This is a genomic window from Streptomyces sp. NPDC058052, from assembly GCF_042885515.1.
Classification (GTDB): Bacteria; Actinomycetota; Actinomycetes; order Streptomycetales; family Streptomycetaceae; genus Streptomyces.
The window spans coordinates 51,123-65,287 of record NZ_JBHVRX010000025.1; the positions used below are offsets into that span (position 1 = coordinate 51,123).

Here is a 14,165-nt window from a genome sequence, read left to right on the forward strand (position 1 = left end):
GAAGTGAATCGGAAGGTCACCGGGGCGACTGTCGCTTCGCGGACGATCTCTTCACGTCCGGTCCCGGCCGGACCCGCCGGTCCTGATGCGGCCCTCGGCGGTGAGTACGCCGACCGGGCTTCGCTTCGCATCCGCCGGGTCCGGCCCCCTGTGTCGGTGGCGCCGTCTCCGCCGAACGGCCACGGGGTATCGGTGCCAGCCGCTGCCGGTCAGCCGACGGAGTCGGCCGCCGCGAGGTCGAGGGCGATGTCCGTGATCATGTCCTCCTGGCCGCCGACCATCTTGCGGCGGCCGACCTCGACGAGGATCGCGCGGGTGTCGAGGCCGTGCCGGCGAGCGGCGGCCTCGGCGTGGCGCAGGAAGCTGGAGTACACGCCCGCATAGCCGAGGGTGAGGGTCTCGCGGTCGACGCGGACCTCGCGGTCCTGCAGGGGACGTACGACGTCGTCGGCGGCGTCCATCAGGGGGAACAGGTCGCAGCCGTGCTCCCAGCCCATCAGGTCGGCGACCGCGATGAACGCCTCCAGCGGGCAGTTTCCGGCTCCGGCGCCCTGGCCGGCGAGGGAGGCGTCGACGCGGGTGACGCCGTTCTCCACGGCGACGACGGAGTTGGCGACGCCCAGGCCGAGGTTGTGGTGGGCGTGGATGCCGATTCCGGTGTCGGGTGCGAGGACGTCGCGGTAGGCGCGGACGCGATCGCGGACGCCGTCCATGGTCAGGCGGCCGCCGGAGTCGGTGACGTAGACGCACCCGGCTCCGTAGGACTCCATCAGCTTGGCCTGGCGGGCCAGTTCGGCGGGTTCGGCCATGTGGGACATCATCAGGAACCCGGCCACGTCCATGCCCAGGTCGCGGGCGGCCGCGATGTGCTGGGCGGAGATGTCGGCCTCGGTGCAGTGGGTGGCGACGCGGACCGAGCGGATGCCGAGGGCGTGGGCCTGCCGCAGGTCGTGCAGGGTGCCGATGCCGGGCAGGAGCAGCGTGGTGGGCACCGCGTGGCGAACGGCGTCGCGGACGGCTTCGATCCACTCCCAGTCGGTGTGCGCGCCGACGCCGTAGGTGATGCTGGAGCCGGACAGGCCGTCGCCGTGGGCGATCTCGATCGCGCCGACCCCGGCGGCGTCCAGCGCGGCGGCGATGGTGCGGGCCTGGTCGACGGTGTAGCGGTGGCGTACGGCGTGCATGCCGTCCCGCAGGGTCACGTCCTGTACGTACAGGGCGGGGGGCTGGTTCTCGGTCATCGGGAGACCACCTCCGTGAAGGGCTGTGCGGCGGCCATGCGCTCGGCGGTGCGCAGGGCGGCCGAGGTCATGATGTCGAGGTTCCCGGCGTAGGCGGGCAGGTAGTGGGCGGCGCCCTCGACCTCCAGGAAGACCGAGACCTTCGCGGCGCCGGTGGACCGTGTGCCGGCGGGCAGCAGCGAGCGCAGGGGGTCGTCGTCGGCGACGCGCTCGAACTGGACCTTCTGCTTGAGGCGGTATCCGGGCACGTACGCCTGGACCCGGGCGACCATCTCCTCCACCGAAGCGGTCACCGCGGCGTCGTCGCACTCGCCGACCAGGCAGTACACGGTGTCGCGCATGATCAGCGGGGGTTCGGCCGGGTTCAGGACGATGATCGCCTTGCCCCGGGCGGCGCCGCCGACCTTCTCGATGGCCGACGAGGTCGTCTCGGTGAACTCGTCGATGTTGGCCCGGGTACCGGGACCGGCCGAACGGGAGGAGATGGAGGCGACGATCTCGCCGTAGTGGACGGGCGTCACGGCCCCGACGGCGGCCACGATCGGAATGGTGGCCTGGCCACCGCAGGTGACCATGTTGACGTTCGGTGCGTCGAGGTGGTCGTCGCCGTTGACCGGCGGGACGACGTACGGGCCGAGCGCGGCGGGCGTCAGGTCGACGACCCTGCGTCCCAGCGAGCGCAGCACCTCGTCGTGGTGGCGGTGCGCGCCGGCCGAAGTGGCGTCGAAGACGATCTCGACGTCCGCGAACTCGTCGAGCCTCACCAGGCCGTCGACGCCCTCGTGGGTGGTGGCGACCTTCAGGCGGCGGGCGCGGGCCAGACCGTCGGAGTCGGGATCGATCCCGGCCATGGCGGCGATCTCCAGGGAGTCGGAGAGCCGCAGGATCTTGATCATCAGGTCGGTGCCGATGTTGCCCGACCCGATGACGGCGACCTTCGTGCTCATGCTGCGGCCCCTTCCGTGGCGGCGGACGCGAACGTGGTCGTGACCGTGCCGAGCCCTTCGATGTGCGCGGTGAACTCGTCTCCCCCGGCGGCGACGGCCATCGGGCCGAGCGCACCGGTCAGGACGATGTCGCCGGCCCGCAGCGGGTCGCCGAGCCCGGCGAGGGTGGAGGCGAGCCAGAGGGCGGCGGTGAGCGGGCTGCCCAGGCAGTCGGCTCCGGTGCCCTCGGAGACCGTCTCGCCGTTCTTGGTGAGGGTCATCGTCACGGCCCGCAGGTCGACGCGGTCCAGGGGGACGGGGGTGCCGCCCAGGACGTACAGGCCGCAGGAAGCGTTGTCGGCGACGGTGTCGACGATGGTGATGTCCCAGTCGGCGATGCGGCTGTCGACGATCTCCAGTGCGGGCAGCGCGAACGCCGTGGCGCGCAGCAGGTCGGCGAGGGTCGGGTCACGATGCGGCAGGTCCGTGCCGAGGACCAGGGCGACCTCGGCCTCGACCTTCGGCTGGAGGAGCCGGCCGGGGGCGATCGGGCGTCCCTCGGGCACCGCCATATCGGCGAACAGCGCGCCGAAGTCCGGCCGGTCCACGCCGAGCTGGAGCTGCACCGCTGGTGAGGTCAGACCGATCTTGCGACCCACCAGCCGTCGCCCGGCGGTGATCCCGCGTTCCACGTGCAGCCGCTGTACGGCGTACGCGGCTTCGATGTCCGCTTCGGGCAGGAGCGAGCGCACCGGGGCGCACGGGACGCCGGTGCGGGTGGCCTTCTCCAGGACAGCGGCCGCCTCGGCCACGGCGTCGGCCACGGCATCGGCGGGCTTGCGGCGGCTCATGGTCGCCCCCGGCGGGCACTGGTGGGTCGGTGCGGAGCGAACATGCGGGTACCTCCGGGCGGAGAGTGGCGGGCTGTCGGAGAGGCGGCGGTGGCCGTCCGTCGATCCATGACAGGTATAGGCGTACGGTTCGAGCCGCGGCAAAATACGTTCCATGACACGGAACAGCGCGCAGGGGAACATGCTCGACAAGGCGGCTGCCGTCCTCGACTGCTTCCGTCCGGACGGCGGTACGTTCCGTCTCACGGAAATCACCGCCCGTACGGGACTGACCAAGACGACCGCGTTCCGCCTCTGCGCCGACCTGGTGCGCCTCGGTCTGCTCGAACGCACCGGAGAGACCTACCGGCTCGGCGGCAAGCTCTTCGAGCTGGGCTCGCTGGTGCCACGCCGGCTCGACCTGCGGGAGGCCGCGCTGCCCTACCTCCAGGACCTCTTCGAGGCAACCCACGAGACCGTGCACCTCGGCATTCGGGAAGGGCACGATGTCGTCTACGTCGAGCGGATCCACGGCCACCAGACCCTGACGCTGCCCTCACGCATCGGGGGACGACTTCCCCTGACCTGCACGGGCGTCGGCAAGGCACTGCTGGCCTTCTCCGGCTCCGAGCTGGCGGACGAGGTGCTGGCCGGGCCCCTGCCCCGTCTCACCCCGCACTCGGTCACCGATCCGGCGCGGCTGCGTACCGCCCTGGAGCAGATCCAGGTCTCCGGTCTCGCGTACGAGGAGCAGGAGGCCGCCCTCGGCGTCAACTGCATCGCCTCGCCCGTCTTCGACGGTGCGACGGCGGTGGCCGCCCTGTCCGTCGCCGTGCCGCGCGGCCGCTTCCACCCCGCCCAGCTGGCGCCCGCCGTACGGACAGCGGCTCTGGGCCTGTCCCGCGTGCTGCGCTCGGGCGGCGGATCGGCGGACAGCACTACTTCCTGAGCCGGCATCGGGCGCCCGGCCCGTCGGCAGCGGGCGCACCCGGCAGGCCCTCACCTCCGTGAATCACCCCTGCCGCGATCCTTGACGCCCACCCTCACCCCTCTTACCGTAGCGGTCATTCCAGTCACTGTAGTGAACACTACAAGAAGCCGGTGCGGTCACCGCCGCCGCGCCGGCCACCTGTGGCTGCCCGGTGTCCGCGTGGATCCTTCAGCGGACGCGCCTTCCCCCATCCCCCCTTCGGTGAGGTGTTTTCATGGCTGCTCCAGGACAGGCCGACTCACACGGCATGAGACGGCGCGGACTGCTCAAGGCGGCGTTGCCGCTGGGAGCCACCGCGACAGCCCTCGGCGCTTGGCCGGCGACCGCGGCCGGCAGCGCCCCCTCCGGCGCTCCGGTACGCCGCGGCAGAGACCGCGTCGACGTGCACTGTCATCTGATTCCGGACTTCTACCGCCGGGACCTGGCGGCGCACGGCATCACCGAGATCGGAGGCGTGCCGGTCCCCCCGTGGAGCCCGGACCTCGCGGTGAACTTCATGAACCGCTACGGCATCCAGACCCAGGTGGTCTCCGTCTCCGAGCCGGGCGTCACCTACCTGTCCTCCCCGGCGGACCGGGTGGCGATGGCACAGCGCCTGAACACCTACACGAGCCGGGACCTGGTCCACACGACGTCCGCGCACCTGAAGGGCCGCTTCGGCGGATTCGCCGTCCTGCCCCTGGGCGGCACCGTCGACGAGCAGGACGTCTCCCACGCCGTCACCGAGGTTCGACGAGCCGTACGGGACCTGAAGTTGGACGGCGTGGGCATCTTCAGCAGCTACGGCGGAACGTACCTGGGCGATCCCGTGTTCGCCCCACTGATGAAGGCGCTCGACGACCTGGGCGCCATGGTGTTCATCCACCCCTCGACCCCGCAAAGCTACCCGGACCTCGGATTGCCGCCCTTCTTGTACGAGTTCACGTTCGACACCACCCGCGCACTGGTCAACATGCTCTACAAGGGCGTCTACCAGCGGTACCCGCGCATCCGGTGGCTGGCCGCGCACGCCGGCGGCACCCTGCCGTACATCTCCTACCGCACCAGCCTGCTGACCCTGACCCCGGCGATCGCGCAGCAGGTGGGGGCCGCCGGCCTGGACGACAGCAGCCCGAACTTCCGCAAGATCTTCTACGACACCGCTCTGTCTCCAGCACCCCAGGCGATGAAATCCGTGCGCGAGCTGGCCGGAACGGAGCGCGTTCTCTTCGCCACCGACTGGCCGTTCACCAGCGCTCTGTTCCTCGCGGCAGGAGACCCCGCCCCCCAGCTGAGCGAGACCTTCTCGCCTGCTGAGCGACTGGCTGTCGAGCGCTCCAACGCGCTGGCCCAGTTCCCCGCACTGGCCGCCAGGATCGGGGCCAAGCCGGCCTGAGCCGGGCCCTGCAACCGTGAGCCCGTTCCGTTGCCGTAGGTGAGTGCGCGGCGTGTGCCGCGGCCCGGTCCAGCTGCCGGGCCGCGGCACGCGTCATTGCTCTCGCACTCCGACGAGGACCCGTTCGCGCCAGCGGAGGTCCGCCCCAGGTTCCTCCACCGGCCGTCCACGCCGTCCGACGGCACTGCCCACCCACCCGAGCAGGAATCCCGCGGGAATGGCCATCACGGCGGTCGACTGCATCCCGACGAGGTGGAAGTCGTGTCCCGACAGCAGCGAGGTGGGCGCGCCCGAGAAGGAGAGGGAGCAGACGTACAGGACGGTCGTGCAGAAAATACCGCCGTACACGGTCCACAGCAGCCCGGTCCGGTTGTACCGGCTCCAGAACAGTCCGTACAGACAGGCGGGCAGGACCGTGGAGGCGGCGAGAGCGAGTGCCAGGTAGGTCAGGGACTGAAGGTCCCGCCCCTGGGCCATCGCCGCCAGGAAGATGCCGATCCCGCCCACGGCTCCCACGGCCCATCTGGCCGATCGGAATTCCCGACGCTCGGACATGCGCGCCCCGCGTGCCACGTGCGCGTGCAGGTCGTGCGCCAGGGCGGCCGCGGCGCTCAGGGCGATGCCGGCGACCACCGCCAGTACGGTGACGAAGACGGAGCACGCGACAGCGGTGTACAGCACGCTGCCCGCAAGTCCCGAGGTACCACCTCCCAGCTCCCCGGCCAGGTGGAAAAGGGCCGTCTGGCCGCTGCTGTCGACGGCCCGGATCCTCTGGCCTCCCACGATGCCGGCGGCACCGAGGCCCGCGATGACGACGCAGAGGAAGAAGACGGCCATGATGACGATGGCATAGCGGGTCGCTCGGCGGGCGGCGGCGCCGTCGGCGGCCGAGTTGATTCTCATCAGGACGTGCGGCATGCACGCGCCGCCCAGGACGACGGACAGTTGCAGGCTCAGGAAGTCGACGCGGCCGACCGCGCTGCTCCCCAGCGCGTGACCGGGTTCGAAGTAGCGGTCGTGAAGCCCGCTCCCCCGCTCGGCCGCGGTCAGCAGGGCGCCCGGGTCGAAGTCGTGGTGCCGCAGGACCAGAAGGGCGAGAAGCACCATGGTGGTGAACACCACGGCCACCTTGACGATCTGGACGAGGCTCGTCCCTCTCATGCCGCCGAGCACCGCGTAGCAGATCATCAGCGCTCCGACGAAGACGGTGCACACTTGCTCGGCCCCCAAGCTGGTCAGTCCGAGCAGCAGCGCCGTGGCGCTGCCGGCTCCGGCCAGTTGAAGGACGAGAAAAGGCAGGCAGACAGCCAAGGTGGCCGTGGCGGCGGCGATACGGGACGACGAACCCGGCGAACGCAGCGCGAAGACGTCGCCCAGGGTGTAGCGGCCGGCATTGCGCAGCGGACCGGCGAGGAGCAGGAACACCCCGACGGCCAGGCAGCTGCTGACCGCCAGGGAGATGCCGTCGTACCCGACCACGGCCACCAGGCCGGACACGCCCAGGAGCGTGGCGGCCGATATGTAGTCCCCGGTGAGCGCCAGCGCGTTCTGCACCGGCGTCAGTGACCGGTTGCCGGTGTAGAAGTCGGCCGCGGTGTCGTCCTCGGGGCCGGCCAGAACACACAACAACAGGGACAGGACGATGAACGCCAGGAAGCCGATCAGCACCATCGGCCGGTCACCGGGACCACCCCAGACCGACTCGAACCCCGCGGCAAGCGACAGCTCGGTCATCTCCGCCTCCCCTGCGACGAGTACGGCCATCGGGACACGGCCCCTGCAGGGCCCGGCTGGGGCAGTGACGGGCGCACGAGCTCGGCACGACGTCGCATCAGGTCGACGAGTGGGTCGGCGCCGCGACGGAGCGTGCGGTCGTACCACCATGAGGACAGCAGCAGAACGGCCAGCTGCAGAGTGCCGAGCACGATGCCCAGAGGCATCCTGCTCACCAGGCGGGTGGCGAACAGCTCACCGGCCGTGCCGGACAGCGATGCGGTGAGCAGGAAGGCGGCGCCATTGACCGCCAGGAACCGCCGACGCGCTTCGGAAAGTGCGCGAGGCAGTTCCTGCAGAGCGCTCGCGGCAGCCTCATGGGACCGGTCGCGTGGGGGCCCGCTGTCGGGCCTGGGAGGCGGAACGGACATGGGTCGGGGTCCTCTCGCGAGGTGGATGTTCACTCACCGGGGCCCGGCATCGCGGTTCCCGGCGTCCCGTGACGGGAAGCACGACGAGCGGAGTGCCGAACGGCCCGAGCAGTGCGGGACGGCTACGGGCAGGCACCGGGAGCCGCGGGTGTCCGGGATTGCCGGGCCCGCAAGAGTTCGACCGTCATCGGATCGTGAGGCCGTGTGCCTGTGAAACCCCGGTACGACGGATGTGCGACCGGGCGAGAGGGCCGGCGGCGGTGTTCCGCCGCCCTGCCGGGGATCGAGCGAGTACGGTCACCCCGCCGGGCGGCGGAGTGACCGTACCGGTTCAGTCGTCGGGGATGCCGGCGCCGCTGAGGGCGGGGACGGTCCTCTCCGGCCGGACGAGGGAGCGGGCGCCGAGCCGGAACTGGTCGAGCTTGTCGACGATCGTCTGGCCGACGGGCTTGTGGCCCCAGATGCTGATGCCCAGGTGCGTGGAGGGCTCCCAGGTGCTCTCGTCGATGACGAGGGGGTTCCAGCCGACCTCCCACTCGAAGCCCGAGGGGGTGCGGGCGTAGTAGGAGAGTTCCTTGTCGTTGGTGTGCTGGCCCACCGACAGGGCCATGTCGAAGCCGAGTTCGTGTACGCGCTCGTAGCTCCGTGCCAGGTCGTCCAGGCTGTCGGCCTGGATGTTGAGGTGCTGGACGCGGGTGCGGATCGGGTCGATCGGCAGGCCGCGGAGGGCGGCGATCGCGATGGAATGGTGGCGTTCGTTGACGCGCAGGAAACGGATCTTGAGCTTGACGCCGCTGATCGTCTCGTCGATGTAGTCGGTCAGGCGGGCGTCGAAGACCGTGTTGTAGTAGCCGCGCATCAGGGTGGGCTTGGCGGAGGTGATCGCGACATGTCCCATGCCCGAGTCGCCGGTGACCCAGCCGGAGGCGAGCATCCTCACCGGCTCGGACGAGATGAGCGGAGTGGTGTAGATCTCCTGCACGATGCCCTTGGGCCCGGGGAAGCGCAGCAGGCGTTCCACGCCGCGCAGGGCCGCCTCCTCGTCGGAGCCCCGCACGACAGGAACGCCGTGGGCTCGGACGCGGGCCTCGATCTGCTCGAAGGAGGTGTGGTCGTCGATGTGCCAGCCGATCGCGACCACGTCCTCGGCGGGGCCGCGCCGGATCAGGAAGCGGCACTCGTGGTCGTCGAGGCGGAAGCGCATCACGTCGTGGGAGATGTCGTCGTGGTGCATGCCGATGGCGTCGGTGCCGAACCGGCGCCAGTCGGCGAAGCGGTTGGACTCGATGACGACGTAGCCGAGGTGGACGGATCCGAAGACGGAGGGCGCGGTGTTCATCGGCGGTCCGCCAGGAAGTCGGCGCAGAGCCGGTTGAACAGCTCGGCGCGCTCCCACTGCACCCAGTGGCCGGTGTTGGCGACTTCGTACAGGTCGCAGTTGGGCATGCGTTCCGCCAGCATCCGACCGCCCGACGGCCGGTTGACCTTGTCCGCGGCGCCCCACAGCACCAGGGTGGGCACGGCCAGCCGCTTCAGGCGATTGTCCCGGGTGAAGTCCATCTTCCTCAGCGCGCCGAGCGACTTCGGGCGCCTGAGCGGCGGGGCGGCGACGACCTCGGGGTCGATGCTGTCCCGGTAGCGCGCGTCGATGATCGAGTCGGGCACGTGGGCGGCGTTGAAGACCAGGTAGTCGCGGATGAACTTCTCCAGCTTCGGCCGCGAGGGCCCGTCCCCCGTGTAGTAGTTCAGGAGGCTGTTCAGGCCAGGCGTGGGCAGCGCGCGGGTGGTGCCGATGCCGCCGGGGCCCATGAGCACCATGCGGTCGACACGCTGGGGGGTGTCGAGGGCGAGGCGCAGGGCGCAGGCTCCGCCGTAGGAGTTGCCGACGAAGTGGGCCTTCTTCAGGCCGAGCCGGTCGAGCACGCCGCGGATGCCGGTGGCCAGGGCGCCGAAGGGGTCGGCGAGGTCGATGCCCTTGCTGCTGCGGCCGTAGCCGGGCAGGTCGGGCACGATGACCCGGAACTCCTGGGACAGTTCCGCGATGTTGCGGCTGTAGTTGGAGACGCCGGAGGCGCCGGGGCCGCCGCCGTGCAGCAGCAGGACGGGCACTCCCTGCCCCGTCTCGGCGACGAAGATCTTCTTGCCTTCGATGTCGAGCAGGTGCTCCGTCATCGCGGGGACTTCGGTGGGTGTGGTCATGGTAGTCCTCACTGAGCGGTGGTCGTGGCCGGCCGTGACGCGGGGGCGAATCCGGCCGGAGGCGGCGGGAGCGGGGCACCGGCGGGGGCGGCGGCGTAGACGTAGGCGTCGGGGCGCAGGGCCACGGTGGTGACACCGTGCTCGGTCAGCCAGGGGAGCAGGACGCCGTCGCTGTCGACGACCGCGCCGTCGGCCGGGCGCGAGCCCACCGGCAGAACTGCCAGCGACTCGACGCCGAGGCGCTCCCACGCGGGCTGCGAGGCGGGCCGGCCGAGAGACAGCAGCAGCCAGCGGCCGCCGAGCGCGTCGTCCAGCCGTACGCGTTCGCCGTCGGGACCGGTCACCCAGGGTTGCGGCATCTGGTGCCCGGTCGCCTTCGTGCGCGGGCCGGCCTGCAGGCCGGCGTCGTAGCGGGCCACGGGAATCCAGTTCGAGTCCTGCAGCCAGTCGCCGAAGCCCGGTATGCGGTCCAGGGCGCGCAAAGCGCCGTTGCGGACGCGGGCGACCGGGCGCCGACGTTCAGTGATCATGCGGCCGACGAAAACGGCTCGCTTGGTGACCTCCCTGACGTGCGGTTTGCGTTCGGTCTCGTAGCTGTCGAGGACGCTTTCGGGCAGTTCACCGTGGAGGACGGAGTTCAGTTTCCAGCAGAGGTTGGCCACGTCCCGGACGCCGGCGGCCATGCCCTGGCCGATCCACGGCGGCATGGCGTGCGCGGCGTCGCCGGCGAGGAACACCCGGCCGACGCGGAAGCGCGAGGCGAACCGGACGTGGTGGCTGTAGACGGTGGCGCGCAGAACCTTGACGCTGTCGCGGCCGATCCCGTACCGGGAGATCAACCGGTACACGGCGTCTTCGGTGACCAGGTGTTTCTCGTCGTCTCCGGGCAGGAGGGGGAACTCGTAGCGGTGGTGGTCCAGTGGGGTCGGGCAGTCGACGGCCGGGCGGGCCGGGTCGCAGTGGAAGCGCAGTTTGTCGTGGTCGGGCCAAGGCTTGAGCATCTTGGTGTCGATGACGATCCAGCGGTCCTCGTACGTCCGCCCCTCGTACCCGATGTTGAGCTGCGCGCGGGTGAGGCTGGAGCCGCCGTCGGCCGCGATCACGTAGGAGGCGCGCAGCCGGTGGACCGAGTCGTCGGCCGTGCCGACCACGGTCAGCTCCACCCCGTCGGCGTCCTGGCGCAGGCGCAGGCACTCGTGGCGCAGCAGGATCTTCACGTTCGGGTAGCGGTCGACACCGTCACGCAGGACCTGCTCGAGGGCCGGCTGGTAGATGAACATCTGCGGCGGGTGGCCGTGGCCGCGTGATGTGGGGGAGGCGCTGAGGAACGCACGGCCGTCGGCGTCGACGAAGTCCACCGGCCGCTCCGTCAGCATGTCCTGCTTGAGGCGCTCGGCCAGGCCGATCCGCTGCCAGATGCGGACGACCTCCTCGTCTGTGGAGATGGCCCGTGCGCGCGTGAAGATCTCGGCGTCCCGTTCCAGGACGACGACGCGCAGCCCCATCGCACCCAGCAGGTTCGCCGCGGTCACGCCCGTGGGCCCGTAACCGATCACCGCCACGTCGTAGCCACTGTCCTCGGCCTCTGCTCCGGCCGCGGTCTCGCTCATCAGGCCACCTCACTGTCGATCATGCTGCAGGATCCTTACCGTAGTATTCACTCCAATTGGAATGAGTGCTACGGTAGGCTCATTGCCGGATAGGGTCAAGCAGCCGGCGAGAAGCGCACACCAGAGGGGCACCTGCCATGACGAAGCCGCAGACGACCCGCAAGAAGCGCGCGAACGGAGTGGAGTCGCGGCAACGCATCCTCGACGCCGCCGTGGAGATCGCGGGCGAGCGGGGATACGAAGGCACATCGATCGCGGCCGTCAGCGCCAAATGCGGACTGCCCGCCAGCTCGATCTACTGGCATTTCAAGGACAAGGACGACCTGATCGCCGCGGTCATCGAGCGCAGCTTCGAAACGTGGCTCGCCGCCGTAGAGCTTCCGAGCGAAGAGACGGGGACCCCGCTGGAACGGGTCACCGCCATGGCGGGAAACGTGGGCAAGTCGCTGATCGACGCCCCCGACTTCCTCCGTCTCGGCCTGATGCTCGCGCTCGAACGGCGTCCCGCCGAACCCCGCGGCCGGACCGTGTTCCTCCAGGTCCGCGACATCGCGCGCGCGAAGATCGCCGAAATGGCCCAGGAACTCGTCCCGGACCTCGACGAGGACTCCATGCACGCCCTGACGACCTACGCCGTCGCGGGCGCCGACGGGCTCTTCGTCCAGCGGGAGATCAACGGTGACGACGTCGACCTCGTGGCCATGTTCGAACTGCACGCCCAGCTGGTCTACGAAGCGGCGACGCGCATGGCGGCGAGGAGCGAGACATGAGGCCGGCGGCCACCCTTCGACACGTGGAGGCCGCCCGACTTCTCCGCGAGGCCGAACGCCGCACGGCACCGGTCGAACCGCTCACCACGACGTGGCCCGCTCTCGACCTCGCCGACGCCTACGCTGTCCAGCAGGACAACATCTCCCACCGCCTGGCCACCGGCTCGACGGTGATCGGCCACAAGGTCGGTCTCACCTCGGCCTCGATGCGGAAACTGCTCGGCGTGCACGAGCCGGACTTCGGGCATCTGCTGGACGACATGGTCCACCGCGACGGCGGGACGGTACGCGCCGCCCGATACTGTGCCCCACGCGTCGAACCCGAGATCTGCTTCCGCCTCGCCCGGCCGCTGCACGGCCCTGGCGTAACCCTCAGTGACGTACTGGCCGCGACCGATGCGGTCGCGCCCGCACTGGAGATCGTCGACAGCCGCATCCGCGACTGGCGGATCACCCTGGCCGACACCGTCGCGGACAACGCCGGCTCCGCGGGACTCGTCTGCGGGTCCTGGACGCCGATGGCGTGCGCACCCGACCTCGCGGCGGTGACCGTGGACCTGCTCGTCGACGGAAGCCGCGTGGCAACCGGCAGCAGCGACGAGGTCATGGGCCACCCGGCCGCCGCGGTCGCCTGGCTGGCCAACGCTCTCACCGCCTACGGCAAAGGGCTGGACCCCGGGCACGTGATCCTGCCCGGAGCCATCACCACAGCCCCCTTCATCGGCGCCGGCCAGAAGGCAGAGGCACGTTTCGGAGCCCTCGGCTCCGTGTCGGTGTCCTTCATCTGACGACGGCCCGCCCCCTCCGAGACGTCGCGAACCACACCGGCGACTCTCTGACCATCCGCTCTGCCCCCGGTCTCTCCTTCCGGTCACCCAAAGGCCCTGGCGCCACCGCCGAACCGGGCTCCTTCGCCCCCGGACACCGATGCCCAGAGCGCCGGCTGGGTCGGCAGTGCACGGTCGTCGGCCGGAAGAACTCCCCGCCATGACCCGTAGAACGCATGAAAGGCCGCTTCATGTCCCCTTCGGCACAGCGCATCGACGTCCACCAGCACGTGGTGCCCGACTTCTACCGCGACGAACTCGCCGAGGCCGGCATCGCCGACGCCGGCGGCCGCGCCCTGCCCGCCTGGAACCCCGAGTCCGCCCTGCAACTGATGGAACTTCTCGGCACCACCACGTCGATCCTCTCCGTCTCCACTCCCGGCACCGGATTCCTCACCGAACCCGCCGAGGCCGCCGGCCTGGCACGACGCCTCAACGACCACTCCGCGGCCCTGGTCTGCGACCACCCCGGCCGCTTCGGCTTCTTCGCCACCCTGCCCATGCCCGACACCGACGCATCGGCCACCGAGGCCGCGCGCGCACTGGACGAGCTGCGCGCCGACGGCGTGACCCTGCTCGCCAACAGCCGGGGCACCTACCTCGGCGTGGACGGCCAGGACGCGCTGTGGCGGACGCTGGACGACCGCGGCGCGGTGGTCTTCATACACCCGGCCGAGCTGCCCGCTCCCCCGGTCGACGGCATTCCCGCCTTCGCCGCCGACTTCCTCCTGGACACCACCCGCGCCACCTATCTTCTGGTCCGCAACGGCATCCCACGCCGCTACCCGAACATCCGCTTCATCCTCAGCCACGCCGGCGGCTTCGTGCCGTACTCCTCACACCGCATGGCTCTCACCATCGCCAACGACACCGCGCGCAGCCCGCTCGACGTACTGGACGACTTTCGCTCCTTCTACTTCGACACCGCCCTGTCCTCCAGCCCCGCCGCCCTGCCCACCCTGCTCGCCTTCGCCCGCCCCGGACACGTCCTCTTCGGCAGCGACTGGCCCTTCGCCCCCACTCCCGCCGGGCAGTACTTCGCGGGCGGCCTCGACGGCACCGTCGACACGGCCACACTCACGGCCGTCAACCGCACCAACGCCGAAGCACTCTTCCCCCGCCTGGCCGCCACTCCCCCGACGCCGCCCCCGGCCCTGCCGGCCCCGGTGCGCCTGCGCCACGCGGTGCAGCGCTCCGCCGCTCGCCTGGTCTTCAAACTGCTCCAGCCCGGCACCGACTGAGACGAGTTCCT

The 14,165-nt window shown here is 70.6% G+C and carries 13 protein-coding genes; 5 read left to right on the top strand and 8 right to left on the bottom strand.

The genetic code is table 11. From position 1 onward, the window contains the following. Nucleotides 1-209 precede the first annotated feature (209 nt). Genes dmpG through mhpD form a run of 3 tightly spaced genes read right to left on the bottom strand, consistent with a single transcriptional unit; the run spans nucleotide 210 to nucleotide 3,018 of the window. Nucleotides 210-1,241: a 4-hydroxy-2-oxovalerate aldolase gene (gene dmpG, locus ACFVU3_RS28745; protein ID WP_390070679.1), complete on the bottom strand. Its 1,032-nt coding sequence runs from the start codon at nucleotides 1,239-1,241 to the stop codon at nucleotides 210-212. Then, the gene (locus ACFVU3_RS28750; RefSeq protein ID WP_390070681.1) at nucleotides 1,238-2,188 is read right to left on the bottom strand and encodes an acetaldehyde dehydrogenase (acetylating); all 951 of its coding nucleotides are present in this window, start codon (nucleotides 2,186-2,188) and stop codon (nucleotides 1,238-1,240) included. Before ACFVU3_RS28750 ends, dmpG begins: the two co-directional genes overlap by 4 nt. After that, nucleotides 2,185-3,018 carry a 2-keto-4-pentenoate hydratase gene (gene mhpD / locus ACFVU3_RS28755; protein WP_390070683.1) on the bottom strand — a complete coding sequence of 278 codons (834 nt, stop codon included), beginning with the start codon at nucleotides 3,016-3,018 and terminating at the stop codon, nucleotides 2,185-2,187. The genes ACFVU3_RS28750 and mhpD overlap by 4 nt, the downstream gene beginning before the upstream one ends. Nucleotides 3,019-3,199: 181 nt before the next feature. On the opposite strand from mhpD, the gene ACFVU3_RS28760 reads away from it, so the two are divergent. Beyond that, nucleotides 3,200-3,946 (top strand): IclR family transcriptional regulator, encoded by a 747-nt coding sequence (locus tag ACFVU3_RS28760; protein ID WP_390070802.1) that lies wholly within the window; start codon nucleotides 3,200-3,202, stop codon nucleotides 3,944-3,946. Between the two features lie 256 nt (nucleotides 3,947-4,202). Further along, the gene (locus tag ACFVU3_RS28765; RefSeq protein ID WP_390070685.1) at nucleotides 4,203-5,363 is read left to right on the top strand and encodes an amidohydrolase family protein; all 1,161 of its coding nucleotides are present in this window, start codon (nucleotides 4,203-4,205) and stop codon (nucleotides 5,361-5,363) included. A gap of 93 nt (nucleotides 5,364-5,456) precedes the next feature. Here ACFVU3_RS28765 and ACFVU3_RS28770 read toward each other — a convergent pair whose 3' ends face one another. The 5 genes from ACFVU3_RS28770 to ACFVU3_RS28790 all read right to left on the bottom strand — a co-directional run bounded on the left by ACFVU3_RS28770 (nucleotide 5,457) and on the right by ACFVU3_RS28790 (nucleotide 11,316). Continuing rightward, nucleotides 5,457-7,097: a cation acetate symporter gene (locus ACFVU3_RS28770; protein ID WP_390070686.1), complete on the bottom strand. Its 1,641-nt coding sequence runs from the start codon at nucleotides 7,095-7,097 to the stop codon at nucleotides 5,457-5,459. Continuing rightward, complete coding sequence (locus ACFVU3_RS28775; RefSeq protein WP_390070688.1) at nucleotides 7,094-7,507, bottom strand: DUF485 domain-containing protein; 414 nt, start codon at nucleotides 7,505-7,507, stop codon at nucleotides 7,094-7,096. Before ACFVU3_RS28775 ends, ACFVU3_RS28770 begins: the two co-directional genes overlap by 4 nt. Nucleotides 7,508-7,838: 331 nt before the next feature. Next, nucleotides 7,839-8,846: a VOC family protein gene (locus ACFVU3_RS28780; protein WP_390070689.1), complete on the bottom strand. Its 1,008-nt coding sequence runs from the start codon at nucleotides 8,844-8,846 to the stop codon at nucleotides 7,839-7,841. Beyond that, the gene (locus ACFVU3_RS28785) at nucleotides 8,843-9,706 is read right to left on the bottom strand and encodes an alpha/beta fold hydrolase (protein WP_390070691.1); all 864 of its coding nucleotides are present in this window, start codon (nucleotides 9,704-9,706) and stop codon (nucleotides 8,843-8,845) included. The genes ACFVU3_RS28780 and ACFVU3_RS28785 overlap by 4 nt, the downstream gene beginning before the upstream one ends. Before the next feature lie 8 nt (nucleotides 9,707-9,714). Continuing rightward, on the bottom strand, nucleotides 9,715-11,316 hold the full coding sequence (locus ACFVU3_RS28790; RefSeq protein WP_390070693.1) for a bifunctional 3-(3-hydroxy-phenyl)propionate/3-hydroxycinnamic acid hydroxylase: 1,602 nt from the start codon (nucleotides 11,314-11,316) through the stop codon (nucleotides 9,715-9,717). A 137-nt stretch (nucleotides 11,317-11,453) separates the two neighbouring features. On the opposite strand from ACFVU3_RS28790, the gene ACFVU3_RS28795 reads away from it, so the two are divergent. From ACFVU3_RS28795 to ACFVU3_RS28805, 3 genes are all read left to right on the top strand, one after another. After that, on the top strand, nucleotides 11,454-12,086 hold the full coding sequence (locus ACFVU3_RS28795) for a TetR family transcriptional regulator (RefSeq protein WP_390070695.1): 633 nt from the start codon (nucleotides 11,454-11,456) through the stop codon (nucleotides 12,084-12,086). Continuing rightward, a complete protein-coding gene (locus ACFVU3_RS28800) occupies nucleotides 12,083-12,874 on the top strand; it encodes a 2-keto-4-pentenoate hydratase (protein ID WP_390070697.1) in 792 nt (263 codons plus the stop codon). The genes ACFVU3_RS28795 and ACFVU3_RS28800 overlap by 4 nt, the downstream gene beginning before the upstream one ends. Before the next feature lie 230 nt (nucleotides 12,875-13,104). After that, nucleotides 13,105-14,154 (top strand): amidohydrolase family protein, encoded by a 1,050-nt coding sequence (locus ACFVU3_RS28805; RefSeq protein WP_390070699.1) that lies wholly within the window; start codon nucleotides 13,105-13,107, stop codon nucleotides 14,152-14,154. Nucleotides 14,155-14,165: the final 11 nt, after the last annotated feature.

Coding starts and splice junctions, on each gene's coding strand:
- dmpG (WP_390070679.1), bottom strand. CDS start 1,241: ATGACCGAGAACCAGCCCCCCGCCCTGTACGTACAGGACGTGACCCTG.
- ACFVU3_RS28750 (WP_390070681.1), bottom strand. CDS start 2,188: ATGAGCACGAAGGTCGCCGTCATCGGGTCGGGCAACATCGGCACCGAC.
- mhpD (WP_390070683.1), bottom strand. CDS start 3,018: ATGAGCCGCCGCAAGCCCGCCGATGCCGTGGCCGACGCCGTGGCCGAG.
- ACFVU3_RS28760 (WP_390070802.1), top strand. CDS start 3,200: ATGCTCGACAAGGCGGCTGCCGTCCTCGACTGCTTCCGTCCGGACGGC.
- ACFVU3_RS28765 (WP_390070685.1), top strand. CDS start 4,203: ATGGCTGCTCCAGGACAGGCCGACTCACACGGCATGAGACGGCGCGGA.
- ACFVU3_RS28770 (WP_390070686.1), bottom strand. CDS start 7,097: ATGACCGAGCTGTCGCTTGCCGCGGGGTTCGAGTCGGTCTGGGGTGGT.
- ACFVU3_RS28775 (WP_390070688.1), bottom strand. CDS start 7,507: ATGTCCGTTCCGCCTCCCAGGCCCGACAGCGGGCCCCCACGCGACCGG.
- ACFVU3_RS28780 (WP_390070689.1), bottom strand. CDS start 8,846: ATGAACACCGCGCCCTCCGTCTTCGGATCCGTCCACCTCGGCTACGTC.
- ACFVU3_RS28785 (WP_390070691.1), bottom strand. CDS start 9,706: ATGACCACACCCACCGAAGTCCCCGCGATGACGGAGCACCTGCTCGAC.
- ACFVU3_RS28790 (WP_390070693.1), bottom strand. CDS start 11,316: ATGAGCGAGACCGCGGCCGGAGCAGAGGCCGAGGACAGTGGCTACGAC.
- ACFVU3_RS28795 (WP_390070695.1), top strand. CDS start 11,454: ATGACGAAGCCGCAGACGACCCGCAAGAAGCGCGCGAACGGAGTGGAG.
- ACFVU3_RS28800 (WP_390070697.1), top strand. CDS start 12,083: ATGAGGCCGGCGGCCACCCTTCGACACGTGGAGGCCGCCCGACTTCTC.
- ACFVU3_RS28805 (WP_390070699.1), top strand. CDS start 13,105: ATGTCCCCTTCGGCACAGCGCATCGACGTCCACCAGCACGTGGTGCCC.